The organism is Halomonas korlensis, from assembly GCF_900116705.1.
GTDB classification, from domain to species: Bacteria; Pseudomonadota; Gammaproteobacteria; order Pseudomonadales; family Halomonadaceae; genus Halomonas; species Halomonas korlensis.
The window spans coordinates 86,138-113,084 of record NZ_FPBP01000009.1; the positions used below are offsets into that span (position 1 = coordinate 86,138).

The window sequence follows — 26,947 nt, forward strand, 5'->3', positions numbered from 1 at the left end:
AGGGCGGGCTTATTGGAAAATAACGCAAACTCAGCATCTTGCACCCATCAGGTTGTCAACATTGCCGTGCCGGTCAGGGATTGTCAAAGCGTGTTAGCGGCGGCATGCCCGAGGCTTTCCAGCGAGTGCGGCGAAAATGCAGGTAGTAGCCTGCCAATGTCGCCGAGCGCACCAGTGCGAAAATCAGGAAGGCGAGCCACAGACCATGGTTGCCAAGCTCTCGGGTCAGCCACCAGACAGGCAAGTAGACGGCGAGCCCCGCAAAGATGCTGTTGCGCATTTCACGAATGGCGGTGGCACCGATGAAGACGCCATCGAACAGGTAGCTCCAGACGGCGATCAACGGCATGACGGCCATCCAGGGTAGGTACGTGGCCGCGGTGTCGCGCACGGCCGGCAGCCCCGTCAGCAGGGCGATCAACAGGTTCCCTCCCAGCGCAAAGGCCAGGGAAGCGCCCGCGGCGGTCACCAGCGAAAACAGCGCCGCGCTCTTGACCGCTTGTCCGAACTCATCCCAGCGACGCCGCCCCACGGCGCGCCCGACGATCGCCTCGGCGGCATGGGCGAAACCGTCCAGTGCATAGCTCGTGAGCATGATGAACTGCAGAAGTACCGCATTGGCGGCGAGCACCGTATCGCCCTGTGCGGCGCCGCGCGAGGTAAAGAACGCCATGGCGAACAGGAGCCCGAGGGTGCGCACGAAGAGGTTGGCGTTGACCTGAAAGAGCTCTGCATAGGCGCTGAGCCTGAGCAGCCGCTCGCGCAGGAAGCGGCCCCTGAGGTGGCCCAGCTGGCGCAGCACCAGGACGCCACCGAAGGCCAGCGCCGTGTAGTCGGCGATCACCGTGGCCCAGGCCACGCCGTCGCTGGTCATGCCCAGGCCGACCACGAACAGCAGGTCAAGAACGATATTGACGCTATTGGTCAGCACCAGGATCGCCAGCGTGACCCGCGAGTTCTGCTGGCCGAGGAACCAGCCAAGGATAGCGTAGTTGGCCAGCACCGCCGGGGCCGAGAGAATACGTATATGGGCGTACTGCGCGGCGAGCTCGGTGGCGACCGGGCTGGCGTCGAGCAGCCACAGCCCGAGCGCGATCAACGGGCGAGAAAAGAGGATCAACAGCACGCCGATGCCCGCCGCCAACAGCAGCGACTGGCCCAGCAGGTTGCGGACCTCGTCGTCGCTCTCACGGCCCACCGCCTGGGAGGTGAGCCCGGTGGTGCCCATGCGCAGGAAACCAAATCCCCAGTAGAGGAAACTGAACAGGGTGGCGCCCAGGGTCACGGCAGCCAGATAGCGCGAATCCGGTAGATGGCCGACCACGGCAGTATCCACCAGCCCCAGCAGCGGCACGGTGATGTTGGAGAGAATAATCGGCCAGGCCAGCGTCCAGATGCGCTTCGGACCGGCGTCAGGGTTGGCGGGGTGGGTCAAGGACACGTCGATTTCCGGTGGCCGTCAGACCGCGCAGCATGGTGGTGCACGCCCTGGAAAGCAACATCCCCACCAATGGTGGGGCTGTGCTGAAGGCAAGTGACTGGCGTTATTAGAAACGGTAGCCGATACCGGCAGTGACCAGGTCGATCTCAAGGCCCTCTCCGTCAGATTCGATGTCGTAGCGTTCGTATTCGAGACGCATGACTGCTTGGTTCACTACATACTCGGCACCGATACCGTAGAAAGGGTCAGTACCGTCATCACTGGTAGTTAATGAACCAGATTGCTCATAGTAATCTTCGCTCTCGTCTAACTCAGCATCCCAAGCAATCATGCCCAGCTTGCCGTAGACACTGAAACCGTTCTGGATGGGTAGTTTGCCCACTAAGCCGGCGGTGAATCCCTCGACGCTCAGCTTAGCCCGGCCAGAGTAACCGGGAGCTGATGAGTTTGCGCTGAACTCACCGAAATTAGCGTACCCAGCCTCAATAGCAAAGTTGGGGTTGAACTGGTAACCGGCAAACAGCTTGTAAGCAGTATCGCTATCATCCGAGCTTACATTCGGGTAGCCCAGGCTTTCGTAATAGCCTTCCATATCGAAATCCAGCTCAGCATTGCCAAGTCCGACACCGATATACGGCCCCTCGTCGGGGTTGTACTGGTTGTACGGGTAGTTCTGGGCGAAGGCGGGGCCGGCGACAAGACTGGCCAGGGCGGCGGTGGCGAACAGACGTTTCATCATGGGTTCCCTTGCATGAAATGACAGGCGTCGGCCTGCCAGACTGGGCAGCCGCCAGGAGCGGCTACCCTGTATGTAAGCTCATGTGAAAGACTGTCATACTAGCGGCTAAAAAGGCTAGCCTTAATTAGCTTTTATTGCGACATGGTGCGCGGTGATCAACGCACCGAGATTGAAGGGGGCAAGAAAATGCGGATGAAAGGCAAGGTACAGAAGGCTGGCATGCACGCGCTGATGGCAATGCTGGTATCCACGCCGGTCCTGGCTCAATCGAGTGGCCAGCATGTCGAGGCGCAGCCCCATGGCGCGGCCATGATCGCCGATGCGGTGATCGCCAGGCCATTGTTGGCAGCCGCCACGGTGGGGGGAACGGCACTCTTCCTGGTGGCTCTGCCCTTTACGGCCTTGGGGGGAGGCGTAGGCAGCTCGGCAGAGACATTGATCAAGACACCGGCCGAAGCCGCATTTCGTCGCTGCCTGGGGTGTACCGTCAGCAAGAGGGCAGATGAGCGGTAACGCCTGCCTGTGCATTCACCATCGGCGCCTCGCTCGATGAGCCAGGCGTTGCAGGCTGGCGTGGAGCCGACCGTTATCACGCCGCGGTAATGACGCGATACTTGTCCATCAGCTCGTCGTGGGACTCCTTGCGTTCCGGGTCGAGCGGAATGCAGTCCACCGGACAGACCTGCTGACATTGGGGTTCGTCGTAGTGGCCGACGCACTCGGTGCACAGGTTGGGGTCGATAACGTAGATTTCTTCCCCGGCCGAGATGGCCCCATTGGGGCATTCGGGTTCGCAGACGTCGCAGTTGATGCACTCGTCGGTGATCATCAGAGCCATGGGTTACCTCACGGAAATCGCTGGCCGGCCGCTTTCGGCCGTATCCGGGCGCGTTCGATCGGGATGCCGTTAATCCCGAGCTTCTGGGTCAGGTATTGTAATGGCTCTTCAGCGTCTCGGCGACCCTTGGATTCACGTGTTGGGAAACGTCGCCGCCGAGCTTGGCGATCTCGCGCACGAGGCTAGAGGAGATATAGGAGTTCTCCACCGCCGGGGTCAGGAACACGCTCTCCAGCTCCGGCATCTGTGCACGGTTCATGTTGGCCAGCTGCAGCTCGTACTCGAAGTCGGAAACCGCCCGCAGGCCGCGCAGGATGACCCGCGCCTGTTGCTGTTTCATGAGCTCGGTGAGCAATCCCGAAAAACCTATTACCTCCACGTTGTCGAGTCCCGACACCACCTCGCGGGCCAGGTCGATGCGAGTATCGAGATCGAGTACCGGGCCCTTGCCGGGACTGCCGGCGATGGCTACGACCACCACGTCGAAGAGCCTTGCGGCGCGTTCGATGAGATCGAAATGGCCGTTGGTGATGGGATCGAAGGTGCCGGGATAGATCGCCGTGGTCATCAGTGCTCTCCGTCGTCGAGTCGTCCGAAAGGGTTGTCCACCGCCAGCGATACCGGCTGTGCATAGCCGGGAATGTGGATGAACTCGTGGCTCATCTCGAGCTCGGTGCCTTCCAGCACGCCTTCCCCGAAGCGGTAGCGGGCCTGGAAGCGCCCACGGTCGGCCTCGCGAAGATAGTGCGCGGTGGCCTCGCGGGTGACGCGGCGACGCGCCTGCCAGTCGGTCACGGCGGCGTCGCCGTGGCGCTTGACCAGCAGACGTTCGGTGACCCGTGCCGAAAGCACCACACCGGTGGCGTTGTTGCCGCCAAAGCCCTTGGCATTGATGAACGCGGCATCGGCGACGAACGCCAGCGGCTCGCGTGAGAAGCGCAGCCGTTCGGAGCTGACGTCGTGGGCGACCTCGTCGAGGGTGGGAATGCCCGGCAGCAGGTCATGGGCGAAGCTGCCAAGGGCACTGGTCAGCTGGTCGCCGGCGGCGCTGCCCTGGGAATGACCGACGAAGGCCTTGATGGCGACGACCGGCCACGCCTCGATGCCATAGGCGCGGGCCACCAAATCGAAGACGTGCGACTCGGTCACGCGATTCTTGGGCGTACTGGTGCCGTGGGCATGCAGGAAGCTGCGCTCGCGCAGTGCCGTGTCGCCGAGCATGTCGCGGACCAGCGAGGCGGCCTTGCCCAATGTGATGTAGTTACCGATGCCCGGCGCCGAGATGGAACGCTTCCAGCCATCGGCATTGACGAAGACGCCGGGCACGCAGCCGTGAATCTCGGCCCCGACCTCCAGCGCCAGCGCGTCGTCCATCAGCATCACGAACTGGCTGGATTCGGCAATGGTGAAGCCGCAGTTGCGGGCGAAGGGGCGGCAGGCGCGCTGATAGTCGGTGTCGGTGAGCAGGTCGAGTGCATCGAGGGCTTTCAGGCTGTCATCGTCGGCCAGGGCGCCCATGGCGCGAAAGCCTTCGATGATCTCCGGCGTCACCGGCGCATCCGAGGTGCCCACCATGACCACGCGCCGCCGACCGGCGCGAATGTCCTCGACGCCGAGCCGCAGGTTGTAGAGGAAGGTGGCACAGGCACCGAGCGCGGCACCGGTTCCCCCCACGCTGCCCAGCACGTAGGCATTGAGGAAATCAGCGGGCATCTGGCTGTAGCCCAGCGGCATCTGCTTGGAAGTCGCGCGGTTACCCGACACGAAGCTCTTGAGCAGCCCACCCCAGCCTTCATCGTCGAGCTGGCCGATGGAGTTGCCGGCGTAGACGGCGATCGCGTCCGGGTCGAGGCGATCGCGCAGATTATCCCAGCCGAGGCCGCATTCGCCCAGGCAGTCGCTGGCCGAGAAGATCGCCATGGAAAGGCCACGCGGATGATGCACGCTGCGATAGAAGCGGCTCGGCTCGAAACCGCTGGGCAGCTGACCGGCGGCGCGCACCTGGGCGGTGCGGGTCTCGGGCAGCATCACGTCCAGGGTGCCGGCGGGGACGGTGACTTCCCGGACATGACGGTCGACGTCGCGGACCTGCCAGGTTGGCGGCAGGGTGTCGGGCAGTTGACGACGACGGATGCGAAAGGTCAACGGCGAGTCGATGGCCAGGTTCGCGCGGCGATTGGCCGGCAGGCCCGCCTCGTTGAAGCGCGGGTCCTCGATGCGGCGGATGAGGGTATGGTCGAGCACTTGCTGGCGTGTCTGCTCGACAATGACCGCGGCGTCCAGAACATTGCCCTCGGTGTCCTTCCAGGCATCCTCTTCCTGTCCATTGGCCAGGCGCATCATCGCTGCCAGGCCGAGCAGCGTGCTGGCCTGATCGTCGTCGGAAAGGGCGTCGAGCACGGTGCGGCGAAACGCCTGATGACCCGAGGTTCTGCCGGCGGGATTCACGCCGCCCATGCCGACGATCACCGGTAAATGTGACAAGCCGGAATCCTCGCTGTGCTGTTGGAAGTCTGCTGATCGCTTATGGTTATCAGGCCATCGATCATAGCACTCGCTCCGGCATGGCGTCATGCAGCGGCCGGGGCAACATGACGATAGGCAGGTCCACGCAGCGGAATCGTAGCTGCTAGAATCGCTTTTCCGTGTCCTGTCCGGTTGACGGTCCATGCAAGCCAGCTCCCGTTCCATCGTATCGAATCAGTCGGGTCCCCACGATGACCTGCCCAGGCGTGTGGGGCGCGCGCTGACTCACCCGCTGCAAAAGCCCGTGGCCGAGCATACTCGCGAGGCCTTCACGGCCGCCGCGCGCTGGCGCAACGCGCTCGGCGAATCGCCGTTGATCCTCGATGCCGGCTGCGGCGTTGGCCTCTCGACCCGCCGGCTCGCCAAGCAATTCCCTGACCATGCGGTGATGGGTGTCGATCGCAGCGCCGATCGGCTGTCGCGCGAACATGGCCCGCTCCCCGCCAATGCCTTGCTGGTACGCGCCGACCTGGTGGACTTCTGGCGCCTGGCGCTGGCCGATGGCTGGCAGCCGGCGCGCCATTACCTGCTCTACCCCAACCCTTATCCCAAGGCGTCCCAGCTCAAGATGCGCTGGCAGGCGCATCCGGTCTTCCCTGCCATTCTGGCCCTGGGGGGCAGGTTTGAGCTGCGCTCCAACTGGCGGCTCTATGTCGAGGAATTCGCACTCGCCATCACCCAGGCAACCGGCGCGGCGGTAGACGCCGCACGCTACGAACCCGAGGACGATTACCTGACGCCTTTCGAGGCAAAGTATCATCACAGTGGCCACGCATTGTGGCGATTGACGGTGACGCTGCCCCACCGTCCGCAGCTGCTGCCCTGAGCGTGCCGACCGGCTTGCCTGCACAGTGCATTGCAGGGCAGAAGAGGAGATAGGGAGTCAGCGTGCACGGTGATCGCGAAACCGTTCTCCCAGCGTATGGCGCAGCCAGCGCGCAATGGGTCCCTGATTCCGATCACGACGCGAAATCGTCTCCACCTCGACCACCGGGGCAATGCCCAGGGCCTCGCTGTCGAGAGTCACCAGACGGTCGTAAAAGGGCGGGTAGTGCGCGATATGCTGCGGAACCAGCGCCCAGCCGAGGCCTCGGGTCGCCAGCTCGCCCATTGAATAGAAACTATTGAGGCGCCAGAACCGGGCGCCAAGCGGCCTGCCGGTGTCGCCAAGGGGTCGCGAAGTGATCATCAGCTGACGATGGCCGGCCAGGTCGCTGACGGCCGGCGCTGACAGCTGCGCCAGCGCGTGCTCGCAGCCGACCACCAGGACCTGTTGCAGTTGCGCGATGCGAATCCCCTCGAGCAGTGAACCCTGACCCTGCTGGCGCAAGAGAATGCCGAGATTCGCCGTGCCGTCCTCTACCCAACCGGCAATATCGTCTTGGGAGCCATAGAGCAGGGTCAGCTGCAGGGCCGGGAAGAGATGGGCCAGCGCTTCCAGGGTCTCGTCCACGGGTGGCATCTCGACCAGCGCCTCGTCGATGGCGGCGACCAGATGCGCTTCCTCGCCCTGAACGATGGAGGCGGCGCGGGCCTCGAGACGCTGACATTGCCGGAGCACCGCCCTGGCCTCATGCACGAGGGCCTCTCCTGCCGGTGTCAGGCGTGGCAGCCGACAACGGCGATCGAACAGCGGGCAGCCGAGGTCGAGCTCGAGATGCGCGATGGCAGTGCTGACCGCGGACTGGGCCTTGCCCAGATGGCGCGCCGCCGAGGAGAACGAGCCCTTCTCGGCAGCGGCGATCAGGCTCTCCAGCTGGTCCAGGCTCCAACGCACGGGAAGCTCCTTCTTCAAGGGGAATAGCCGCGGCTTGTCTCCAAACTATCTGATTTGGCGATGGATACCAACTCGCCTCCATCGTTATGATGGCTAGACTAGGGGCGTTGTCGCGACCCGACCGGTCCGGCGCGTGGATAGGTAGAGGTGGGCGATGCGCTCCTGGAAAGAACGAATGGCTCATAGCATGCTCTTCGAGCTGGGTGGCCTGGTGCTTGTCACGCCGCTGGCTAGTCTGTTGTCGGGACATGGCTTGGGCGATATCGGCGTATTGGCGCTCGGCCTGGCAACGCTCGCCATGCTCTGGAACCTGGTCTGGAACCGCCTGTTCGACCGCTGGGTACCGACGCGTCGGCGCAGCTTCCTTCAACGCCTGGCACAGGCGCTGGGCTTCGAGTCGGGCCTGTTGATCATGACCCTGCCGGTGGTGGCGTGGTGGCTCGAGGTGGGTTGGCTGGAGGCGCTCTGGCTAGATCTCGGTTTCGTGGTGTTCTTTCTGTGTTATGCGATGGTCTTCAATACGGCGTTCGACGTGGTGATGCGCCGTCGCCTGGCGCAAGGAGGTGTGCGTTGAGTTTTATCTATCTGGCCTTGGCGATCATTGCCGAGGTCATCGGTACCAGCGCACTCAAGGCCTCGGAGGGTTTCACCCGGCTATGGCCGAGCGTCACGGTGGTAGTGGGCTACGGTGTGGCGTTTTATCTGCTTGCGCTGGTGCTGCGCAGCATTCCCGTCGGCATCGCCTACGCCTTCTGGGCCGGGCTGGGGATCGTGCTGGTCACCCTGGTCGGGATCGTGGTGTACGGCGAGAAGCCGGACCTGCCGGCGCTGGTGGGTCTGGCGATGATCGTTGGCGGCGTGGTGGTCATTCAGGTTTTCTCCTCGGTCTCGGCCCATTAAGCTGGCTCATTCTTCCGGCTTACCCCAGACCCAGGATGCCTGCCTCCCATGTGTGACCGATACAAGCTGTTTCGACTGACCTTGCTGCTGTTAAGTGTCGTCCTGTCGGCTGTCCAGGCCCAAGCCCAGGCATCGGGTTTCAGCGGTTTGTCCGCGCTGGTCGAGCGGGGATTTCTGGTCAGCGCCGAGGCGCGATTGCTCGATAACAACGAAGTGCTCGGGGCGATCGAACCCAAGCGTCAGCTGTCGCCGGCCTCGGTGAGCAAGGCTTATGTGGCGGCCGCCGCCCTGGATCGTTGGGGGCCGCAGCATCGCTTCGACACGCGGCTGGTGAGCGAGGGTAACCTCGACGCGCACGGCAGGCTGCATGGTGACCTGGTGTTCGATGGCAGCGGCGACCCGGCGCTGAGCTCCGAAGATCTCTGGCGGCTGGTCCAGCGGCTGCATCAAAGGGGCGTTCGCGAAGTCGACGGACGACTGGTAATCAGCCAATGGCGCTTCGGTCCGGTGGAGTGCATTACCACCGATCGCTGCGATGCTCACTCGCGGGTGGACAATGCCTACAGCGCGCTGTTGTCCTCGGCCGGCATTAATCATGGCAGCTGGTGCGTGAACGTGGCGCCCGGGGCGGCTGCCGGCGAGCCTGCCCGCATCACCAACTGCGACAGCCACACGCCGCTCATCGATATCAACAACCAGGTCGTGACCCGGCCCGACGACAGCGGCACGGAACTGCATGCCGAGCGCATCTCGCGCGGGGCGGGCGACACCATGGTGGTCAAGGGGCAGATGTCGCTCAACGCTTTGCCGCGTCAGCTGTATCGCGCGAGTTCCGACCCGGCCCTGCAGACCGCCACACTGCTCAAGGCGATGCTCGACGAGGCCGGCGTCGCGATCAAAGGCGAGGTAGTGACCAGCATCGCCGAGCCACCTCCGGCCGCCTGGCGGCTCGCGCAGGTGGAGGGTAAGCCCCTGCAGGAAGTGCTGCTTCGCACCATGAACTATTCCAACAATTTCATGGCCGACATGCTGGCACTGGACCTGGTCCGCACGCCGCGGGCCACTCTCGACCTCGGCGGCGCCGCCATCGAGCGGTTCGTGGCCGGCATTCCCGGGCATGGCGAACTGACGCTGCGCAGTGGCAGTGGCCTGACGCCCGACAACCGTACCTCGGCGCATGGCATCAACACCTTGCTTGAGAGCATGTATCATCGCCCTTCGCTGTTTCCCAGCTTCGTCGCGAGCTTCCAGTCGCCCGGCAATGGCGTGATGCGGTTCATTCGCCGTGGCTCGTATGACTTTCAGCATAATGTCATGCTCAAGACTGGCACGCTCAACGAGCCGGTGGCGGTGCGTGCGATCGGCGGTTACTTTCGCACCCAGCGCGGCCGCTGGGGCGTCTTCAGTGTCCTGGTCAACGGCACCTCGACCACGCCCTGGCTCAACTGGACCCAGGTATTCGATCCGCTTACCGAGGATCTCACCCGCATGATCACCGAGCACTGACTATTGGCCATTGACAGGGACGGCCCCATGAAACCCCGACATACCGGCTGGCGACACCTCGTGCACTCCACGCGGTATTCGCTCAAGGGCCTGCGCGCCGCCTGGCTCAATGAGGCGGCCTTTCGCCAGGAGCTCGGCCTTTGCGTGGTGTTGCTGCCGCTGGCCTGGTGGGTCGGCGACGGTCCGGTGGAATGGATACTGCTGGTGGGTAGCTGTCTGATGGTGTTGATCGTCGAATTGCTCAACAGCGCCATCGAGAGTGTGGTGGATCGCATCGGCACCGAGCACCACGAGCTTTCCGGGCGGGCCAAGGACATCAGTTCGGCCGCCGTGATGCTGTCGTTGCTCGCCGCCGGGCTGACCTGGGGCCTGCTGGCCTGGCAGAAATACCTGGGTTGATATTCTCGCTGCCGGGTTATGGCGTGGAGGCGGCTTCGCTATGCTGGTGACATCAGCGAACCGGATACGAGAACGCCATGGCCCTTCCCGATAATTTCCTGCCACTGACCGACATCCCCGAGCCATTGCGCCCGCCGCTGGCGCATGTTCGTGAGCGCCTGGCCGCCGCGCTGGAACAAGCCGACAACCTGGCCGATATGACCGGCGCAGAATCGCCCCTCGAGGACTGGCTGGCGCTGTCGGAGGCCCGACGCGAGCAGCTTGCCAGGGTGCTGGCGGTGTCGAGCTTTGCCGCCGATACGCTGGTGCGCTATCCGGAGTGGTTGTTTCACCTCGATGCCAGCGGCGAGCTCGAGACCGCCCCGGAAGCCGAGACGCTGCGCGGCTGGCTCGATGAGCGCCTCGAGTCCGCCGAGGACGAAGCGGCGCTGCAGGGGGCCGTGCGCCGCTTTCGCCGCGCGCGCATGCTGGGCATCGTCTGGCGCGACCTGACCCGTCCGGTGGGTACCGACATGTGGGCGACCGGCGCGGCAGTCTCGCATCTCGCCGAGACTTGCCTTGAAAGCTCGCTGGCCTGGCTCGAGGCGCATGTCGCACCGCGCTGGGGCTATCCCGCACCGCGACGCGACGGCAGCGAGCAGCGCCTGGTGGTGCTGGGCATGGGCAAGCTGGGGGCCGGCGAGCTCAACCTGTCTTCCGATATCGACCTGATCTTCGCCTTCCCCGAAAAAGGCGAGACCGAGGGCGGCCGCAAGGCCCTCGAGCATCAGGAATACTTCACCAAACTCGGCCAGAAGTTGATCACCGCGCTCGACGCGGTGACCGCCGACGGTTTCGCCTTCCGCGTCGACATGCGCCTGCGCCCGCTGGGCGAGGGTGGCCCGCTGGTGGGCAATTTTCCGATGCTGGCCGGCTACTACCAGGATCAGGGCCGCGAGTGGGAGCGCTACGCCATGCTCAAGGCGCGGCCGGTCGCCGGCGACCGCGAGGCCGGCGCCGAGCTGCTGGCCAGCCTGCGCCCCTTCGTCTATCGCAGGTACTTGGATTTCGGGGCCATCGAATCGCTGCGCGAACTCAAGTCGATGATCAACCGCGAGGTGCGGCGCAAGGGCATGGAGGGCAACATCAAGCTCGGCCCCGGCGGCATCCGCGAGGTGGAGTTCGTGGTCCAGGCCTTTCAACTGATACGGGGCGGCCGCGACACCGAGTTGCAGGTCACCTCGCTGAAGACGGCGCTGGAACGTCTACCCGAACTCGGCCTGCTGCCCCAGGAGGTGGTCGACGAACTGCTGCCCGATTACGCCTTCCTCCGCGATCTGGAGCACGTGCTGCAGGCGCTGGAAGACCGTCAGACCCAGACGCTCCCCCAAGACGATATCGACCGCGAGCGCGTGGCCCTGGCGCTCGGCATGGCGGACTGGCCGGCGGTAATCGCGCGGCTGGACGAAGTTCGCGGCCGGGTACGCCAGCACTTCGATGCGGTGATTGCTGACCCCGAGGACGAGGTGGAGGAGAGCGGCGATACCGAGGAGAGCGTGGCGGTCGGCCTGGAGGAGTGGCGCGCGCTATGGCGCGATGAGCTCGAAGACAGCGAGGCCGCGGCCCTGCTGGAAGCGGCCGGTTTCGCGACGCCAGACGTCGCCATGCGGCGCCTGCGAACGCTGCGCCATTCACGCCAGATAAAGGCCATGCAGCGCATCGGCTTTGATCGTCTCGGTGCCCTGATGCCGATGCTGCTCGACGCCGTGGCGGGCAGCGAGGCGCCGGATACCTCGCTCGAGCGTGTGTTGCCGCTTATCGAGTCGGTATTGCGGCGCACCGCGTACCTGGCACTGCTGCGCGAGAATCCCGACGCCCTGGGGCACCTGATGGGGCTGTGTGGCGCGAGTCCCTGGATCGCCGAGCAGTTGGCCCGTCATCCGGTCCTGCTGGACGAGCTGTTGACCCCCGAAACGCTCTATACACCGGCCGACAAGGTGCTCCTTTCGGACGAGCTGCGCCAGGCCCTGGGTCGCCTTCCCGAGGACGACGAGGAGGCCCAGCTCGAGGCCTTGCGGGTCTTCAAGCACGCCCAGGTGCTCCACGTGGCGGCCTCCGATATCGCCGGTACGCGTCACCTGATGAAGGTCAGCGACTATCTCACCTATATTGCCGAGGTGATCCTCGAGGCGGTGCTGGCCATGGCCTGGAAGCACCTGACGCGCAAGCATGGTTTTCCCCAGCGTCGCGACGGGGAGCGAGCCGGCACCGAGCCCGAGTTCCTGATCGTCGGGTATGGCAAGCTCGGCGGCATCGAGCTCGGGTATGACTCCGACCTGGACCTGGTGTTCATCCACGATGCCGCAAGCCAGGGTAGCACCGACGGTAAGCGCCCGCTGGACAATGCCGTGTTCTTCACGCGTCTGGGGCAGCGGATCATCCATCTGCTCACCGCCATGACGCCCTCGGGGACCCTCTACGAGGTGGACATGCGCCTGCGGCCCTCCGGTAACTCAGGGCTTCTGGTCACGCCGCTGGAAGCCTTCGCCGACTATCAATACCACCAGGCCTGGACCTGGGAGCATCAGGCACTGGTGCGGGCGCGGGTAGTCGCCGGTAATGCGACCCTTGCCGAGCGCTTCGCCGCGATTCGTGGCGAGATACTTGGTGGTGAGCGCGATCTCGAGGCGTTGCGTGTCGAGGTGGTCAAGATGCGTCACAAGATGCGCGATCATCTGGCCAGCAAGGGCAAGGGCGACGATTTCGACCTGAAGCACGACCCCGGCGGCATGGTCGATATCGAGTTCCTGTGCCAGTACGCGGTGCTTTCCATGTCCCAGGAAACCCCCGATCTATTGGCCTGGAGCGACAATATTCGTATTCTGGAAACCTTGGAAGCGACCGGTCGCCTGCCGGAGGAGGATTGCCAGCGCTTGCGTGATGCCTACCTTGCCTACCGCAGTGCCGTCCACCGCGCCTCCCTGACCCGCGAGGCGAAGCGGGGGCGCGACGCCGATTTCCAATCGCATCGTCAGGCCGTGACCGAACTCTGGCAGCGCCTGCTCGAGCCACAGGAGGCGCCGCAATGAAGGGCGCCTTCGTTATGATACTCGGACAGGCAGACGAATTTGACGACAACACGCAGAGCACACGAAAGGACGTAGATTATGTCGATGGCTGACCGTGACGGTCTCATCTGGTTCGATGGCGAGCTGGTTCCCTGGCGCGATGCCCAGGTGCACGTGCTGACCCACACCCTGCATTACGGCATGGGTTGCTTCGAGGGCGTGCGTGCCTATGCCACCGAGCAGGGCACGGCCATATTTCGCCTCAAGGAACATACCGACCGCCTCTTTGACTCCGCCAAGATTCTTGGCATGGCGATGCCCTTTGGTAAGGCGCAGATCAACGAGGCGTGCCGGGCCGCGGTGCGCGAGAATGGCCTCGAGGAAGCCTACCTGCGCCCCATGGTGTTCTTCGGTAGCGAGGGCATGGGGCTGCGCGCCGACAACCTCAATACCCACGTGATCGTCGCCGCCTGGGAATGGCCGTCGTACATGTCACCCGAGTCGCGCGAGCTCGGCATCAAGGTGCAGACCTCCTCCTTCACCCGCCACCACGTCAACATCGCCATGACCCGGGCCAAGGCCAACGGACAGTACATCAATTCGATGATGGCACTGGCCGAGGCGCAGCGCGGCGGCTACGACGAGGCTCTGCTGCTCGACCCCCAGGGCTATGCCGCCGAGGGGTCCGGCGAGAATCTCTTCGTGGTCAAGAACGGCGTCATCTACACGCCGATGCTGACCTCCTGCCTGAACGGCATCACCCGCAACACCGTGCTGCACATGGCCGAGCATCTAGGGTATGAGCTGCGCGAGAAGCTACTGACCCGCGACGAGATCTACATCGCCGACGAGGCCTTCTTTACCGGGACCGCCGCTGAGGTGTTGCCGATCCGTGAGCTCGATGGGCGCAATATCGGCGAGGGCCGACGCGGGCCCGTCACCGAGCAGATCCAGTCGCTGTACTTCGACCTGGTCAAGGGCAAGCAGACGCTGGAGGCCGACTGGCTGACGCCGGTGGCGTGAATCGCTGCCTCCCTCCAGGCTCCTGGAGTTTCTGAAGCCCCCGCCTGTGACGACAGGCGGGGGCTTTTACCTTCTGAACAGCGTTCAGGACGCCACCTCCTGAAAACGTCAGTGAATACAAAATAGCCAGATTGGTCATTTCTCTCCGGCAGCTGCGTTGCGCCTAAACAAGGGCCGGCACTAAGCTCCACTATCCAACTTGCAGACAGGCAAGTTGAAGAATAAATACTAGAACGTCAGGAGAGTATCATGTTCAAGAAAACCACGCTGGCAGCCTCTATCTTAATGTTATCCGCGACCACTGCGTCTGCAGATGGCCCCTATAAAATCGGCATTACGCAAAATAATGTGGGTGTCGATAGTTACCAGACGACCTATGAAAGTGCCTTCGAGAAAGCGGCAGAAGCGAACGATAATGTCGAGGTCGTTATCCTCGATGCCGGAGGAGACGTGGCGCGACAGATTGGCCAGGTCAACAATCTGATTCAACAGCGAGTGGATGCCATTATCATATGGCCGACCAACGGCCAGGCCGTCATACCTGCCCTTCGCCAAGCCCATCGGGCCGGCATCCCGGTGATTGTGACGAATTCAAAGATCGCTGAAGCCGGAATGGAATTCATCGCCGCCTTCTCCGGACCCGACAATGTCCAGCAGGGGGTCTCGTCCGCCGAGATGATGTGTGATGCCCTCGGGGGTGAGGGACAAATCGTCCAGGTTGCCGGTCAACCGGGTTACACCACGGCCATGGAGCGCTCGCAAGGCTTCGAGGAGCGGCTGGCGGAGGTATGCCCCGGCGTCGAACTCGTGGAGACCCAGCCCGCCGACTGGAACCGCGAGAAGGCTCAGCGCGTCATGGAAAACTTCCTCACCAAGTACAATGACATCGACGGCGTTTATGCCGGAGATGACAACATGGGAGTGGGTGCCTTGAATGCGGCCAAGGGAGCCGAGCGGGCCGAAGGAATTATCTTTATCGGTGCCACCAACTTTGCCGTAGGTTACGAGGCTATCGAGCGTGGTGAGTACTATGGCTCCATCTATCAGTCTCCAGTCGATGATGCCGAGGCAGCACTGCAGACGGCGCTCGATATCCTGGCGGGAAAAGAGGTGCCGAAGATGAACTTCTTCGAAACTCCCAAGATTACGGCTGCCAATATCGGCGAGTTTGAAAAGCCTGTCTTCTGATGCGCCAAGTTCGCGGCTCGCGAACAGTTTGCGAGCAATCCTTCATCAATACGCCTTGGCTTTACTATCGGGTGCGTGAGCTTTTCGTTTCCGGTGTCACGTCTGTCAGCGGCGATAGATAGTAAAAAGCACAAGGCGATATCCAGGCAGGTGAGCAACATGGCTACTGCAGAACAAGGCAGCAATAGAGTGATGTTTGGCAGAGTAAGTAAGTCAGGCCTGATGAGTTTTCTGTCGGCTCAGGGAATATTGATCTTCTTCCTGCTCAGCATGGTGGTGTTCTCTTTCTTTTCCGAGCAGTTCCTGTCGCAGTCCAACGTCATGACGGTGGTTCGCCAGGCATCGATTATCGGCATCATCGCCGTCGGGGTGACCGTCGTGATCATCGGCGGCAATCTGGACCTGTCGGTTGGGTCAATGCTCTCTTTCGCGACCGTGCTGGTCGTCGATCTCCATGACAAGGTCGGACCCACTACTGCCATCATTCTCATGTTCGCTTTGACACTGATGGTGGGGGCAATCAATGGTTTTCTGGTGGGCTTCATGCGGCTGAATTCACTGATCGTGACCTTGGCGATGCTGTCGGCGATCCAGGGCGGCATCCTGATCTATAGCGGTGGCCAGAATGTCGATATCGCCAACCAGGACGGTACCTGGTTCTCGGTCTTCGGTCGTGGCTACGTGGCGGGGATTGCCGTACCCGTGGTCATCTTCGCTGTCCTTGCCATCATCGTGCAGATTGTCATGTCCTACACCAGTTACGGCAGGCGAATCTTCGCCGTCGGGGGGAACCCCGTGGCCGCCGTCTATTCGGGCATCAGGAAGAACTGGTGCGTCTTCAGCACCTATCTGATCTCGGCATTCTGCGTTGCCTGTGCCGCTCTGGTGCTGGGGTCACGCGTCATGGGTTCCCAGAACAATGTGGGTCAGGGTTACGAGCTGCTGGTGTTGGCCGGGATCATACTGGGGGGGACCAGCCTTCTGGGCGGCGCCGGGAGCATCTGGAAGACAGTGATCGGTGTGCTGATCCTGGGCTTCATCCAGAACGGTCTGTTGTTGATGGGCTACCCCTATTACACCCAATGGCTCGTCACCTGGGTGATCATCATCCTGGCCGTCTGGCTGGACCTTGCCAACAAGCGCAAGCGTCTCCTTACGACCCATTCCTGAACATGGTGAACAACATGATAAATGTGAAGGGTTTTCTCAAGGGTGGCGGTTTTGTTCAGCCAATATGGGTGTTCGTCATCGTCATTACCGTCTTCTTCAGTTTTATGTCAGATTATTTCCTGTCGGTCGGGAACCTGACGAATATTCTGGTGCAGACATCGACCATCGGCTTGATTGCCCTGGGCATGACCTACGTGATGATCAACGGCAATATCGATCTCTCCGTGGGTGCCATCCTGGGCCTGGCGGCGTCGCTGTCGGTGGGGCTGCAAGACTATGGCCTGGCGGTGGCCGTGATAGCGGCGCTGGCGTCGGGCCTGATCATTGGCGCCATCAATGGTCTGATCGTCTGGAAGACCGGCGTCAACGCCTTCATCGTCACGTTGGGGGCCATGATCGGGGTCCGTGGCCTGATCTTCGTCTACACCGGAGAACAATCTTTCTACGCAACCAACTTTGCCTTCTCGGACTTCGGTGCGGCTTCGATTGGGCCCTTTCCGCTGCTGGCCATCATCTTCCTCGTCTGCGCACTGATAATGCATCTGGTGTTGAAGAAGACCGGCCACGGTCGCAACACCTTCGCCGTCGGCGGCAACGCCGAAGCGGCGCTGGATGCCGGGATTCGCATCGGCCGCCACATGACGATCAACTTCATCATCGTGGGCTTCTTCGCCGCCCTGGCGGGTGTACTCCTGGCGACCCAGATGGGAGCGGCAACGCCCAACCTGGGGCGCGACTATGAACTCTGGACCATCACCGCCGTGGTGCTCGGTGGCACCAAGCTGACGGGCGGTTACGGCAGCATCACAGGCACTCTTGGCGGCGTGCTCGCCATCGGCATCCTCCGCAATGGCATGAACATGATGCAGGTGCCGGCCTTCTACGTCCTGGTGATTCTCGGGGTGATCCTGATTTCCGTCCTGGTCATTGACCAGAAGCTCAATGTCCATGCCAGCAAGGGAGTCAGCATATGAATACCTCAGCCACCCGCAGCCATGTTGCTGATCATTCGGGCGCAGCGGCTCCCGTACTTTCACTGATCGATATCACCAAGAAATTCCCGGGTGTCGTGGCCCTCAACAAGGTGAGCTTCGACGTCCGGCCTGGCGAGGTGCATGCACTGCTCGGCGAGAATGGTGCTGGCAAATCGACACTGATGAAGGTGCTTGCCGGCAAGCACCAGCCCAACGGGGGAAAGATCGTTCTGGAAGGCGAGGAGAAGTCCTTCGAGAATCCCAAGCAGGCCAAGAAGAGCGGCATCGTGCTGATTCATCAGGAGCAGTCATTGGTGCCCGAGATGTCGGTGGCCGAGAACATCTATCTGGGTAGTCTGCCGCTCAAATGGGGAAACCGCGTCGACTGGAAGAAGTTGCATGCGGACAGCACCGAAATCCTTCAGCGGCTCAAGTGTTCCTTCACGTCGCGGGAAATGGTCAGTCACCTCTCGATTGCCAAGAAACAGATGGTCGAGATTGCGCGCGCACTGGTCTTCACTCCCAAGGTCGTGGTCTTCGACGAGCCGACCGCCTCCCTGACCGATCACGAGAAACCGGTACTGTACGACATTATCAAAACTCTGCAGGAGCAGGGCGTCGGCATCGTCTACATCTCGCATCGTATGGACGAAATCTTTCATCTCTCTCAGCGGATCACGGTGCTCCGGGACGGCGAATACAACGGGACCGTCAATACCGCCGAGACCAATGAGGATGAAGTCACCAAGCTGATGATTGGTCGTAGCCTCGAACTCGACCACGCCAGCAAACCCCACGATTTCAAGGAGAACATGCTGGAACTTCGTCACCTCACGGTGGATGGGGTCTTCGAAGACGTCAGTTTTAATGTGCGCAAGGGCGAGATCGTCGGTATGTACGGCCTGGTGGGGGCGGGACGCTCAGAAGTCGCCGAAACCATCTTCGGGCTGCGCCGTCCATCGTCCGGCGAGATCCTTCTCGAAGGCAGGGCCGAGACGATCGGTTCCAGCCATGAGGCGGTGGAAAAGGGCATTGCCCTGGTACCGGAGGATCGCAAGGACCAGGGCCTGATCCTGGGGATGAACTGTCGCGACAACATGACGTTGTCTGCCCTCGGCAGCGTGTCGTCGATGGGGTTCATGAAGACCAGTGCCGAGAAAGTGGTGCACGACAAGTATCAGTCCGCGATGAAGATCAAGACGCCGAGTTGGCGGCAGAAGGTCGGTAACCTCAGTGGGGGCAACCAGCAGAAGATTGTCATCGGCAAATGGCTGCACACCCATCCGAAGCTGCTGATCCTGGACGAGCCGACCCGGGGAATCGACGTCGGCTCCAAGGCCGAGATCCATGCCCTGATCAAGGAATTGGCGAGAACGGGGTATGCCGTGCTGGTGATCTCCTCCGAAATGCCCGAGGTCCTGGGCGTCAGCAACCGCATCATTGCCATGTATGACGGACGGATCACGGCGGAGTTCGACGGGGACGCAGTTTCCGAGGATGAGCTGGTGCATGCGATCACCGGCCAGGTCGCGCAGGCGCCCAAGGTCGCGACTGCCATAACCGATGATGCGACGGTGCCCTGACGCACTCACGTTTCCTTTGTCTTTTCGATCCCACAACGTGCGTCGCCTTCTTCGAGGCGGCGACGGGACACTCACGGCAGCAACGAGGACTCCTCCATGACGCCATTCACCTACAACGGATTGCCTTCACGGGTCATCTTCGGCCACGGGACCCTCTCCCGGCTGGCCGAGGAGGTGGCGTCGCTGGGTTGCCACCGCGTGCTGGTGCTCTCCACGCCCGAGCAGGAGGGCCAGGCTCGCCAGGTACTCGAGCACCTCGGCGAGCGGGGCGCAGGTATCTTCGCCGAGGCAAGGATGCATACCCCCGTCGAGGTCACCGAAAAAGCATTGCCGATCATCGCCTCTCTCGACATCGATGGCGTGGTCGCCATCGGGGGCGGCTCCACCATCGGCCTGGGCAAGGCCATCGCGCTGCGCACCGACCTTCCTCAGGTGGTGATTCCCACCACCTATGCCGGCTCCGAAATGACGCCGATCCTCGGCGAAACCCAGAATGGCCTCAAGGCGACGCAGCGCACCCTCAAGGTACTGCCGGAGGTAGTCGTCTATGACGTCGACTTGACGCTGGGCCTGCCCGTCGGCATGTCCGGCACCAGCGGCATCAACGCCATCGCCCATGCGGTGGAGGCGCTCTATGCCCAGGATCGCAACCCGGTCATCTCACTGATGGCGGAAGAGGGCATCACGGCACTCGCCCGCAGCCTACCGATCATTGCCGGCAATCCCGGTGACCACGACGCCCGCTCGGATGCCCTCTACGGCGCCTGGCTTTGCGGAGCCTGTCTGGGCTCGGTGGGGATGTCGCTGCATCACAAGCTCTGCCATACCCTGGGCGGCTCTTTCGACCTGCCCCATGCCGAGACGCATACCATCGTGCTGCCTCACGCCGTGGCCTACAACGCCGAGGCCGCGCCCGAGGCGATGGCCCGCATCGCCAGAGCGCTGGGCAACCGCGATGCTGCCGGCGGCCTTTATGACCTGGCAAGCGCGGTGGGGGCTCCCTTGGCGCTGCGAGATATCGGCATGCAGGCGCGCGATATCGACAGGGCCACCGAGATTGCCACGCGCAATCCCTACTGGAATCCGCGCGAGATAGAGACCGACGCTATCCACCGCCTGCTGAGCGATGCCCATGCCGGCCGACGCCCGACGACCATGGAGGCCATCGAATCATGAAGACCTTGCTGACCAATGCCACCGTCCTGACCATGGACCCGCAACTCGGTGACCTGGAGCGCGGCCAGGTGCTGGTGGAGGACGACCGCATTCTGGCCGTCGGTCACGACCTGCCGTCGCACGCGGCGGCGGTGGTCGATTGCCGAGGCGGCATCCTGATGCCCGGTCTGGTCAATGCCCACATGCACACCTGGCAGACGGCCCTGCGTGGCGTCGCCGCCAACTGGACGTTGCTCGAGTACTTTGGCCATGTGCATCGTGGCCTGGCGGCGCTGTTCACGCCCGACGACATCCGGATTGCGACACATATGGGCGCCCTGAACCAGCTCAACTGCGGCACCACCACGCTGGGTGATTGGTGTCACAACAACCCGACCTCGGCGCACACCGATGCGGCAGTCGAGGGGCTACAGGCGTCGGGTATCCGTGCGGTCTTCTTCCATGGCTCCCCGAAGCCCGACCCCAAGCCGGGCCAGCCGCATTTCAGCGAGATTCCCCATCCCCGCGGTGAGGTCGAGCGGCTGCTCGCCGGCTCGCTGGGCGACCCCGACGGCCGCGTGACGCTGGGGCTGGCCATCCTCGGACCGCATTACTCCACACTTGACGTGTCGCTGCACGATTTCGCCCTCGCCAAGGAATTCGGCCTGGTCGCCTCCATGCACCAGGGCGGCGGCAAGGCGGTCAGCCCAGGCAGCTGGGATGTGATCGAGGAGCAAGGGCTACTGGGCCCCGATATCAATATCGTGCACGGACAGAGCCTGGATGACGGCCAACTGGCCCGCTTCTGCGCAAAGGGCGTGACCTTCTCCATCGCGCCGGAAAACGAGATGACCCAGGGGCATGGCTTCCCGATCACCGGCCATGTTCGCCGGCATAAGGGTGTCGTATCGCTGGGCGTGGATCTCGAATCGGTAATATCAGGCGACATGTTAACGGTGGCCCGCATGGCATTGGGCATGCAGCGCTCGCTGGACAACGACGCCTCGCGACGCGAGCAGGGCAGCATCCCTGACACCTCCACCATCCGCACCCGCGAGGCACTGGAATGGATCACTATCGACGGGGCCCGCGCTCTCGGTCTCGACGCGCGTATCGGTAGCCTGACGCCTGGCAAGCAGGCCGACATCGTGCTGCTGGACACGGTGCTTCTGAACATGCAGCCCGTCAGTGACCCGGTATCGAGCGTAGTCATGCAGGCAAGCCTCGCCAATGTCGACAGCGTCATGGTGGCGGGTGAATTTCACAAGCGAAACGGCAGGTTGTTGGAAGACGTGGAGGACGGCGTCAGGCAGCTCGAAGTCTCCGGTCACCGCATCTATGCCGAACTGCAGTTGCGTGAGCAAGAAACACGGGAAAAACAGGAGACATCATCATGACAACCACCTCCAGGGTCGCCTGGGTCGGTCTTGGCAAGCTCGGCCTGCCCATGGCCGCCAGGATCGTCGGCGCCGGCCACGTCGTTCAGGGCTTTGACCTCAGCGCCCAGCGGATGGGACTGGCCGAGGCCGTCGGGATCCGTGCCTACGCGGATCTTGCCTCTGCCATCGAGGGCTGCACGCTAGTGTTCGTCTCGATTCCCGATGACAAGGCGCTGCTCGGCCTGACGCTCGACTCGGGCGATCTGATCGAGAAGATGGCGCCGGGTAGCGTGCTGATCGAGACCAGCACCGTCAGCATCGAGGCCTCTGCTCGGGTGGCCGCCGCCGCCAACAAGAGGGGCGTTGCCTACCTGCGCTCACCGGTGTCGGGCAATCCGGTTGCCGCCGAGTCAGGCACGCTCTCGGCGATGGTCTCGGGCCCGCGTGATGCGCTGGAACAAGCCATACCGGTAATGCAGAGCTTTACCAAGGCTCAGTACTGGCTCGGTGAGGACGAGCAGGCGCGCTTCGCCAAGCTGGCCATCAACCTGATGATCGCGGTGAGTGCCGGGATGATGGGAGAAGCCTTGGCCATGGCCCGCAAGGGCAACATCGGCTGGGACGCGATGCTCGAGTTGATGGCCGACAGTGCCGTGGGTTCTCCGATGGTCAAGTACAAGGCGCTGCCCCTCAAGGAACGGGACTTCACCTCTACCTTCTCGGCGGCGCAGATGGCCAAGGACCTCGACCTGATTCTTGGCTGTGCTCATGGTGCCGGCGTGCCCGTGCCTCTGGCCGCACAGATGCGCGAGGCCTATGCCTCGCTGATCGGCACGGGGTACGGCGAGGATGACTATATCGCCACGGTCCATCACACCGAGCGTCTCTCGGGGCTTGCGGCCCTGCAGAGCGCCCCACGGGGATGACGAAATGCGAAACCTGAATGCAGATAACATCACCGATGCGGTGATCGAGCAGTTCTCGGGCTGCGAGGATGAGCGGCTCAAGAGCGTGCTGAACAGCCTCGTGAGTCACCTGCACGCCTTTCTCCGCGACGTAAAACCCTCGGAGCGGGAATGGACCGAGGCCATCGACTTCCTGACCCGGACCGGGCAGATGTGCGACGACAAGCGCCAGGAGTTCATCCTGCTGTCCGATACGCTGGGCGTGACGATGTTGGTGGATGCGATCAATCATCAGACCTCGGACCCACAGATCACCGAAAGCACCGTGCTGGGACCCTTCTATGTCGCTGATCCTCCCGAGGCGGGCCAGGGAGAGTCCATTGACTGGGGTGTGGAGGGCGAGCCCTTCTTCGTCGAGGGCCGCGTGCACGATGAGCAGGGCGAACCGTTGGCCAATGTCGTCATGGATGTCTGGCAGTCGGACAGCGAGGGTTTCTACGATGTCCAGAAGGAACTCGATAGTGCCTCCCTGCGGGCCCGCTTCAAGACCGACGCGCAGGGCCGCTACGCCTTCTGGACGGTGACGCCTTCTCCCTACCCGATCCCCACCGACGGCCCCGTCGGCAAGATGCTGGAGCTTACCGGACGCCACCCCTACCGGCCCGCCCACGTGCATTTCATGTTGATGGCCGAGGGCTACGAGACCCTGGTCACCCAGATCTTTGCCGAGAATGATCCATACCTGGATTCCGATGCCGTCTTCGGCGTCAAGGATTCGCTGGTCAGGGACTATGCCTTGAAGCCCCCCGGCACGGCTCCGGATCACCACACCATGCAGACCCCGTATCGCTATTTGAAATACGACTTCGGCTTGAAGGCAAGCTGAGAGTCTCGACGCAAAAACCATTGTTCCACAAGAGGTCAATCCGATGACTGCCATCGATCAGAACGCTATCGACACCCTGTTTACCGGCGCCCGGACGCACAATGTCTGGCAGGACAAGAGCGTCAGCGAAGAAAAGCTTCGGGAGCTCTATAACCTGATGCATTTTGGCCCGACGTCCATGAACTGCCAGCCCCTTCGCGTGTTGTTCCTGAAGAGCCAGGCGGCCAAGGAGCGCTTGAAGCCGGCACTGATGCCCGCCAACCAGGAAAAGACGCTCAAGGCACCCGTGGTGGCCGTGCTGGGTTATGACACCGAGTTCTACGAGCATCTGCCGCGCATGTTCTCTCACAACAAGGACGCCAAGTCGCTGTTCGAAGGCAAGACGGATTTCATCAACGCCACGGCCTTCCGTAACAGCTCCCTGCAGGGCGGATATTTTATTCTGGCCGCACGCTCGGTAGGGCTGGACGCCGGTCCGATGTCGGGTTTCAACAACGCCGCCGTGGATGAAACGTTTTGGCCGGACGGCAAGGTCAAGAGCAACTTTCTGTGCAACCTCGGCTACGGCGATACCGCGTCGCTCTTCCCGCGCCAGGAGCGTTTTGCCTTCGACGAGGTGTGCGAGGTTCTTTAGGGAAGTTAGTTGTTTAGGCAAGTTCTCTAAGAAAGCTTTTTAGGCAAGTGCGCTAGGTCAAACCTGTAAAGCCGACCGGGCCGAAGTGATCGGTCCGCTGGATCTTGCTCCTGTTGGGTCGTGACATATCACGGCCCCTTTTTATGGATATTATCGCGGGGCCGCGGATGGTTTACGACTGGCAGTTCATTGCATTGCTGATCTTTGCCGTGCTGATCACCGGCATCTCGAAATCGGGCTTCGCTGGGGGCGTGGGTGTCGTCGCCGTGCCGCTGCTCTCCTTGAAGACGAGCCCGACCGTGGCGGTGGCCCTCATGCTGCCCCTGCTGATCTTCATGGATGCCTTCAGTCTCAAGGCCTGGTGGAGGCACCGGGTCGACCAATTGCTTCGTCTGCTGTTTCCGGCAGCGGTGCTGGGTGTGGTGGTCGGCTATCTGACCTACGGCGTGTTCAGTGAAGACATTCTCAAGATCTTGCTCGGCGTATTTTCGATTCTCTTCGGGCTATGGGGATTGCTGAAACCCTTCAGGGGAAAGCATGCCATGCCGGGCTGGGCGGGGGCCGCCTGTGGAGGTCTTGCGGGATTCACCAGCTTCATTGCCCATGCGGGAGGGCCACCGCTCAATTTCTTTCTATTGCAGAGGTCCCTGAGCAAGGAGGCTTTTCTGGGCACGGCCGTGGTGTTTTTGGCCGGCATCAACCTGGTGAAGCTGGGGCCCTATGCGATGCTCGGCCTGATCAATGTCGAGAACCTGACGGTCGCGCTGTTGCTGATACCCGTGGCCTGGCTGGGGGTACGCCTGGGCCTGGTGATCCAAAAGCGAATCAATGGCGAGACCTTCTTCACGATCATCTTGATTCTGTTGTTGATTCTGGGAATTCGCCTGATAGTGGATGGCGTAACGTGACCCGCGAGCAACTCCCTTTTAATTGCACAGAGGAAGTGCATGGGACTAATGTGGATTTTCCCAGTCGCTTCATTGCCGAGGCGGATATGAATGATCAACTGCACGAGTTGCACCCCGAGGGGCCCTACGAAGAGCTTTCTGAAATCCCGATGTCAAAACTCTCCAGCACCGAGTTCGCTCGCTTTCTGGATTTCATCGAGAAGTTCGAGGATGCAACCGAGCAGTCCCTCTCCGCGACGCAGGGTTATCGGGAACTGCACATGATGATTCACGTCATGCGCAATCACCTGGCCGGCCGGCTCACCACTCCCACCTCGCTGGCGGACGCCTCCGGGCTTTCCTACGGTACGGCCAAGCGGGGCATCGAGAGTATCATCAAGCGGGGACTGATCCTTTCCCGCCCCCGTACGAAGTCGGGAAAGACAGTCTCTCTGCATCCTTCTCATACCATGATCGTGGAGTGGGAAAGTTATGCAACCCGGGTCAAGGCCTTGGTGGGAAATACCTTCGGGCTCGTCTCGCAGACCGACGCGACGAGCGGGATTATCCTGGCTGAACCCCACCAGTCGCCCGATGTAGTATCGCCGCCCAACGTTCTGTCTCAACGCCTTGAGCTCAAGGGAGGGCTACGGGTCCTGATGCACGCCGATCCCACCTTCATGGCGATGCATAACCTCAAGCGTCAGCTCGAAGCCATCTTCGGGGTGGACATCAAGAACAAGGCGAAGTCGATCGATAGCTTGCGCGAGGAGATTCTTGCCAACGCGCGTTTTGCGCATTCACATTACGACATCGTCACCTGTAATCTTCCCTGGTTCGGGGAATTGGCGTCACAGGACATGCTGCTACCCCTGGACGCCTTTATCGACCGAGAAAGCTACAACCTGTCCGATTTTCACTCGGTCGCCGTTCATAGTGCTCGCTATGCTGGAAAGCAGTACGGCATACCGGTACAGAGCACGCCGGAGCTGTTGTGCTATCGCAAGGACGTCCTGGAAAGTGCAGGCCTGACGCCACCAACGACCACGGAGCAGCTAACCAAGGTAGCCAGGGCGCTTCACGATCCCGGCAAGGGACGTTATGGCATCGCCTGGAATGCGGCCAGGGGAACGCCTTTGGGGCATACTTTCGCCTTCCTGATGGCGAAATTCGGTCAGCCGATCATCAATCTTCAGCGTATCGAGGGAGGCTATGCGTTCGAGGATGTGACAGGGGATCAGCTTCGTCCCATGTTCCTGACAGATGCCGCCTTTCGTGCCTGCGAATACATGCTGGACATATTGAAGTATTCGCCTCCCAATATCCTGCAGATGTCCTGGTACGAGCGCGCCAGGTCGTACGCGGCAGGTGAGGTCAGCATGGCCTATTGCTATACCTCGCTTGCGCCACTGTTCGAACTCAACAAGCAATCACCCGCCTGGCAGCATACCGGTTATCTTCCCCATACCGTCGGCAACCGTGGTCGACCCTTCGTTCCCATCGGCGGCTATGCACTGGCCATCCCCGCGAACCTGTCGGAAGAGCGAGTGGAAGCCGCCTGGGCGGCTTTGCGCCATCTGACGTGCCGGAGCATGTCCAAGCTCTATATCCTGAACGGTAGTCTGGTAACGTCACGGTTCAGTGTTAGCCGTGACCCTGAGGTATCGTCGTTATCCCCTCTCATCGGGGTGGTGGACAGAATGGCCAGGGAAGGCATCCTTCAGGCCTGGCCACGTCCTCCTGTTCCCGATATAAACGCCATCGTCGATATTGCCGGCCAGGAGATTTTCGAGGTACTCGCCGGTCGACGCTCAATAAAACAGGCGCTGACCCGGGCTCAAGACCAGGCCGACCAGCTGATGAGTAGCAAGGGCTACTATTGAGAAAGCAGAAAGCAGAGGGGGGAAGAGTGGTTAAGCCCTTCCAGCGACATTGGGCCAGGACCGAAACAAAGCGCCGCCATACGCTATCCGGAATACCGGATGGGGCA

General features: G+C 62.0%; 25 protein-coding genes. 19 read left to right on the top strand and 6 right to left on the bottom strand.

The genetic code is table 11. The features are described from left to right. Positions 1-73: 73 nt before the first annotated feature. Both BM341_RS12755 and BM341_RS12760 read right to left on the bottom strand, forming a co-directional pair. Positions 74-1,441: an MATE family efflux transporter gene (locus tag BM341_RS12755; RefSeq protein WP_245784267.1), complete on the bottom strand. Its 1,368-nt coding sequence runs from the start codon at positions 1,439-1,441 to the stop codon at positions 74-76. 106 nt (positions 1,442-1,547) lie between these two features. Then, entirely contained in the window at positions 1,548-2,180 is a 633-nt protein-coding gene (locus BM341_RS12760; protein ID WP_089796452.1) for an outer membrane beta-barrel protein, read from the bottom strand. Between the two features lie 192 nt (positions 2,181-2,372). On the opposite strand from BM341_RS12760, the gene BM341_RS12765 reads away from it, so the two are divergent. Then, a complete protein-coding gene (locus BM341_RS12765; RefSeq protein WP_089796453.1) occupies positions 2,373-2,693 on the top strand; it encodes a hypothetical protein in 321 nt (106 codons plus the stop codon). Between the two features lie 76 nt (positions 2,694-2,769). Here the strand turns inward: BM341_RS12765 and BM341_RS12770 are convergent, their stop codons facing one another. From BM341_RS12770 to BM341_RS12780, 3 genes are all read right to left on the bottom strand, one after another. Continuing rightward, positions 2,770-3,018 (bottom strand): YfhL family 4Fe-4S dicluster ferredoxin, encoded by a 249-nt coding sequence (locus tag BM341_RS12770; protein ID WP_089796454.1) that lies wholly within the window; start codon positions 3,016-3,018, stop codon positions 2,770-2,772. A gap of 88 nt (positions 3,019-3,106) precedes the next feature. Beyond that, positions 3,107-3,586 (bottom strand): pantetheine-phosphate adenylyltransferase, encoded by a 480-nt coding sequence (gene coaD / locus BM341_RS12775; protein WP_089796455.1) that lies wholly within the window; start codon positions 3,584-3,586, stop codon positions 3,107-3,109. Further along, on the bottom strand, positions 3,586-5,475 hold the full coding sequence (locus BM341_RS12780) for a beta-ketoacyl synthase (protein ID WP_089796553.1): 1,890 nt from the start codon (positions 5,473-5,475) through the stop codon (positions 3,586-3,588). Before BM341_RS12780 ends, coaD begins: the two co-directional genes overlap by 1 nt. Positions 5,476-5,686: 211 nt before the next feature. Between BM341_RS12780 and trmB the strand changes: the two genes are divergently transcribed. Next, positions 5,687-6,370 (top strand): tRNA (guanine(46)-N(7))-methyltransferase TrmB, encoded by a 684-nt coding sequence (gene trmB, locus BM341_RS12785; protein WP_089796456.1) that lies wholly within the window; start codon positions 5,687-5,689, stop codon positions 6,368-6,370. Positions 6,371-6,427: 57 nt separating this feature from the next. Here trmB and BM341_RS12790 read toward each other — a convergent pair whose 3' ends face one another. Beyond that, positions 6,428-7,321, bottom strand: coding sequence for a LysR family transcriptional regulator (locus BM341_RS12790; protein WP_089796457.1), 894 nt, complete (start codon positions 7,319-7,321; stop codon positions 6,428-6,430). A gap of 154 nt (positions 7,322-7,475) precedes the next feature. On the opposite strand from BM341_RS12790, the gene BM341_RS12795 reads away from it, so the two are divergent. The 17 genes from BM341_RS12795 to BM341_RS12875 all read left to right on the top strand — a co-directional run bounded on the left by BM341_RS12795 (position 7,476) and on the right by BM341_RS12875 (position 26,840). After that, entirely contained in the window at positions 7,476-7,895 is a 420-nt protein-coding gene (locus BM341_RS12795) for a PACE efflux transporter (RefSeq protein WP_089796458.1), read from the top strand. Continuing rightward, positions 7,892-8,221 carry a DMT family transporter gene (locus tag BM341_RS12800; protein ID WP_089796459.1) on the top strand — a complete coding sequence of 110 codons (330 nt, stop codon included), beginning with the start codon at positions 7,892-7,894 and terminating at the stop codon, positions 8,219-8,221. The genes BM341_RS12795 and BM341_RS12800 overlap by 4 nt, the downstream gene beginning before the upstream one ends. A 48-nt stretch (positions 8,222-8,269) precedes the next feature. Continuing rightward, complete coding sequence (gene dacB / locus BM341_RS12805) at positions 8,270-9,727, top strand: D-alanyl-D-alanine carboxypeptidase/D-alanyl-D-alanine endopeptidase (protein WP_089796460.1); 1,458 nt, start codon at positions 8,270-8,272, stop codon at positions 9,725-9,727. A gap of 27 nt (positions 9,728-9,754) precedes the next feature. Further along, complete coding sequence (locus BM341_RS12810; protein WP_089796461.1) at positions 9,755-10,126, top strand: diacylglycerol kinase; 372 nt, start codon at positions 9,755-9,757, stop codon at positions 10,124-10,126. Between the two features lie 77 nt (positions 10,127-10,203). Next, positions 10,204-13,194 carry a bifunctional [glutamate--ammonia ligase]-adenylyl-L-tyrosine phosphorylase/[glutamate--ammonia-ligase] adenylyltransferase gene (gene glnE, locus BM341_RS12815; protein WP_089796462.1) on the top strand — a complete coding sequence of 997 codons (2,991 nt, stop codon included), beginning with the start codon at positions 10,204-10,206 and terminating at the stop codon, positions 13,192-13,194. 78 nt (positions 13,195-13,272) lie between these two features. Beyond that, positions 13,273-14,196, top strand: coding sequence for a branched-chain amino acid transaminase (locus BM341_RS12820; protein WP_089796463.1), 924 nt, complete (start codon positions 13,273-13,275; stop codon positions 14,194-14,196). A gap of 249 nt (positions 14,197-14,445) precedes the next feature. After that, positions 14,446-15,384, top strand: a complete 939-nt coding sequence (locus BM341_RS12825; protein ID WP_089796464.1) for a sugar ABC transporter substrate-binding protein — start codon at positions 14,446-14,448, stop codon at positions 15,382-15,384. A 222-nt stretch (positions 15,385-15,606) separates the two neighbouring features. Further along, positions 15,607-16,554, top strand: a complete 948-nt coding sequence (locus tag BM341_RS12830; RefSeq protein WP_217646234.1) for an ABC transporter permease — start codon at positions 15,607-15,609, stop codon at positions 16,552-16,554. Positions 16,555-16,568: 14 nt separating this feature from the next. Beyond that, complete coding sequence (locus tag BM341_RS12835) at positions 16,569-17,528, top strand: ABC transporter permease (RefSeq protein ID WP_089796554.1); 960 nt, start codon at positions 16,569-16,571, stop codon at positions 17,526-17,528. Then, positions 17,525-19,111 carry a sugar ABC transporter ATP-binding protein gene (locus BM341_RS12840; RefSeq protein WP_089796466.1) on the top strand — a complete coding sequence of 529 codons (1,587 nt, stop codon included), beginning with the start codon at positions 17,525-17,527 and terminating at the stop codon, positions 19,109-19,111. The genes BM341_RS12835 and BM341_RS12840 overlap by 4 nt, the downstream gene beginning before the upstream one ends. Before the next feature lie 96 nt (positions 19,112-19,207). Continuing rightward, positions 19,208-20,287: a maleylacetate reductase gene (locus BM341_RS12845; RefSeq protein WP_089796467.1), complete on the top strand. Its 1,080-nt coding sequence runs from the start codon at positions 19,208-19,210 to the stop codon at positions 20,285-20,287. Beyond that, positions 20,284-21,663: an amidohydrolase family protein gene (locus tag BM341_RS12850; protein ID WP_089796468.1), complete on the top strand. Its 1,380-nt coding sequence runs from the start codon at positions 20,284-20,286 to the stop codon at positions 21,661-21,663. Before BM341_RS12845 ends, BM341_RS12850 begins: the two co-directional genes overlap by 4 nt. Continuing rightward, positions 21,660-22,571 carry an NAD(P)-dependent oxidoreductase gene (locus BM341_RS12855; protein ID WP_089796469.1) on the top strand — a complete coding sequence of 304 codons (912 nt, stop codon included), beginning with the start codon at positions 21,660-21,662 and terminating at the stop codon, positions 22,569-22,571. Before BM341_RS12850 ends, BM341_RS12855 begins: the two co-directional genes overlap by 4 nt. Before the next feature lie 4 nt (positions 22,572-22,575). After that, complete coding sequence (locus BM341_RS12860) at positions 22,576-23,436, top strand: intradiol ring-cleavage dioxygenase (RefSeq protein ID WP_089796470.1); 861 nt, start codon at positions 22,576-22,578, stop codon at positions 23,434-23,436. 43 nt (positions 23,437-23,479) lie between these two features. Further along, the gene (locus BM341_RS12865; protein ID WP_089796471.1) at positions 23,480-24,070 is read left to right on the top strand and encodes a malonic semialdehyde reductase; all 591 of its coding nucleotides are present in this window, start codon (positions 23,480-23,482) and stop codon (positions 24,068-24,070) included. A 143-nt stretch (positions 24,071-24,213) separates the two neighbouring features. After that, the gene (locus tag BM341_RS12870; protein ID WP_245784269.1) at positions 24,214-24,978 is read left to right on the top strand and encodes a sulfite exporter TauE/SafE family protein; all 765 of its coding nucleotides are present in this window, start codon (positions 24,214-24,216) and stop codon (positions 24,976-24,978) included. 86 nt (positions 24,979-25,064) lie between these two features. Continuing rightward, a complete protein-coding gene (locus BM341_RS12875) occupies positions 25,065-26,840 on the top strand; it encodes an extracellular solute-binding protein (RefSeq protein WP_089796555.1) in 1,776 nt (591 codons plus the stop codon). The last annotated feature ends 107 nt before the right edge of the window (positions 26,841-26,947 follow it).

Coding starts and splice junctions, on each gene's coding strand:
- BM341_RS12760 (WP_089796452.1), bottom strand. CDS start 2,180: ATGATGAAACGTCTGTTCGCCACCGCCGCCCTGGCCAGTCTTGTCGCC.
- BM341_RS12765 (WP_089796453.1), top strand. CDS start 2,373: ATGAAAGGCAAGGTACAGAAGGCTGGCATGCACGCGCTGATGGCAATG.
- BM341_RS12770 (WP_089796454.1), bottom strand. CDS start 3,018: ATGGCTCTGATGATCACCGACGAGTGCATCAACTGCGACGTCTGCGAA.
- coaD (WP_089796455.1), bottom strand. CDS start 3,586: ATGACCACGGCGATCTATCCCGGCACCTTCGATCCCATCACCAACGGC.
- BM341_RS12780 (WP_089796553.1), bottom strand. CDS start 5,475: ATGGGCGGCGTGAATCCCGCCGGCAGAACCTCGGGTCATCAGGCGTTT.
- trmB (WP_089796456.1), top strand. CDS start 5,687: ATGCAAGCCAGCTCCCGTTCCATCGTATCGAATCAGTCGGGTCCCCAC.
- BM341_RS12795 (WP_089796458.1), top strand. CDS start 7,476: ATGCGCTCCTGGAAAGAACGAATGGCTCATAGCATGCTCTTCGAGCTG.
- dacB (WP_089796460.1), top strand. CDS start 8,270: ATGTGTGACCGATACAAGCTGTTTCGACTGACCTTGCTGCTGTTAAGT.
- BM341_RS12810 (WP_089796461.1), top strand. CDS start 9,755: ATGAAACCCCGACATACCGGCTGGCGACACCTCGTGCACTCCACGCGG.
- glnE (WP_089796462.1), top strand. CDS start 10,204: ATGGCCCTTCCCGATAATTTCCTGCCACTGACCGACATCCCCGAGCCA.
- BM341_RS12820 (WP_089796463.1), top strand. CDS start 13,273: ATGTCGATGGCTGACCGTGACGGTCTCATCTGGTTCGATGGCGAGCTG.
- BM341_RS12825 (WP_089796464.1), top strand. CDS start 14,446: ATGTTCAAGAAAACCACGCTGGCAGCCTCTATCTTAATGTTATCCGCG.
- BM341_RS12830 (WP_217646234.1), top strand. CDS start 15,607: ATGAGTTTTCTGTCGGCTCAGGGAATATTGATCTTCTTCCTGCTCAGC.
- BM341_RS12835 (WP_089796554.1), top strand. CDS start 16,569: ATGATAAATGTGAAGGGTTTTCTCAAGGGTGGCGGTTTTGTTCAGCCA.
- BM341_RS12840 (WP_089796466.1), top strand. CDS start 17,525: ATGAATACCTCAGCCACCCGCAGCCATGTTGCTGATCATTCGGGCGCA.
- BM341_RS12845 (WP_089796467.1), top strand. CDS start 19,208: ATGACGCCATTCACCTACAACGGATTGCCTTCACGGGTCATCTTCGGC.
- BM341_RS12850 (WP_089796468.1), top strand. CDS start 20,284: ATGAAGACCTTGCTGACCAATGCCACCGTCCTGACCATGGACCCGCAA.
- BM341_RS12855 (WP_089796469.1), top strand. CDS start 21,660: ATGACAACCACCTCCAGGGTCGCCTGGGTCGGTCTTGGCAAGCTCGGC.
- BM341_RS12860 (WP_089796470.1), top strand. CDS start 22,576: ATGCGAAACCTGAATGCAGATAACATCACCGATGCGGTGATCGAGCAG.
- BM341_RS12865 (WP_089796471.1), top strand. CDS start 23,480: ATGACTGCCATCGATCAGAACGCTATCGACACCCTGTTTACCGGCGCC.
- BM341_RS12870 (WP_245784269.1), top strand. CDS start 24,214: ATGGATATTATCGCGGGGCCGCGGATGGTTTACGACTGGCAGTTCATT.
- BM341_RS12875 (WP_089796555.1), top strand. CDS start 25,065: ATGAATGATCAACTGCACGAGTTGCACCCCGAGGGGCCCTACGAAGAG.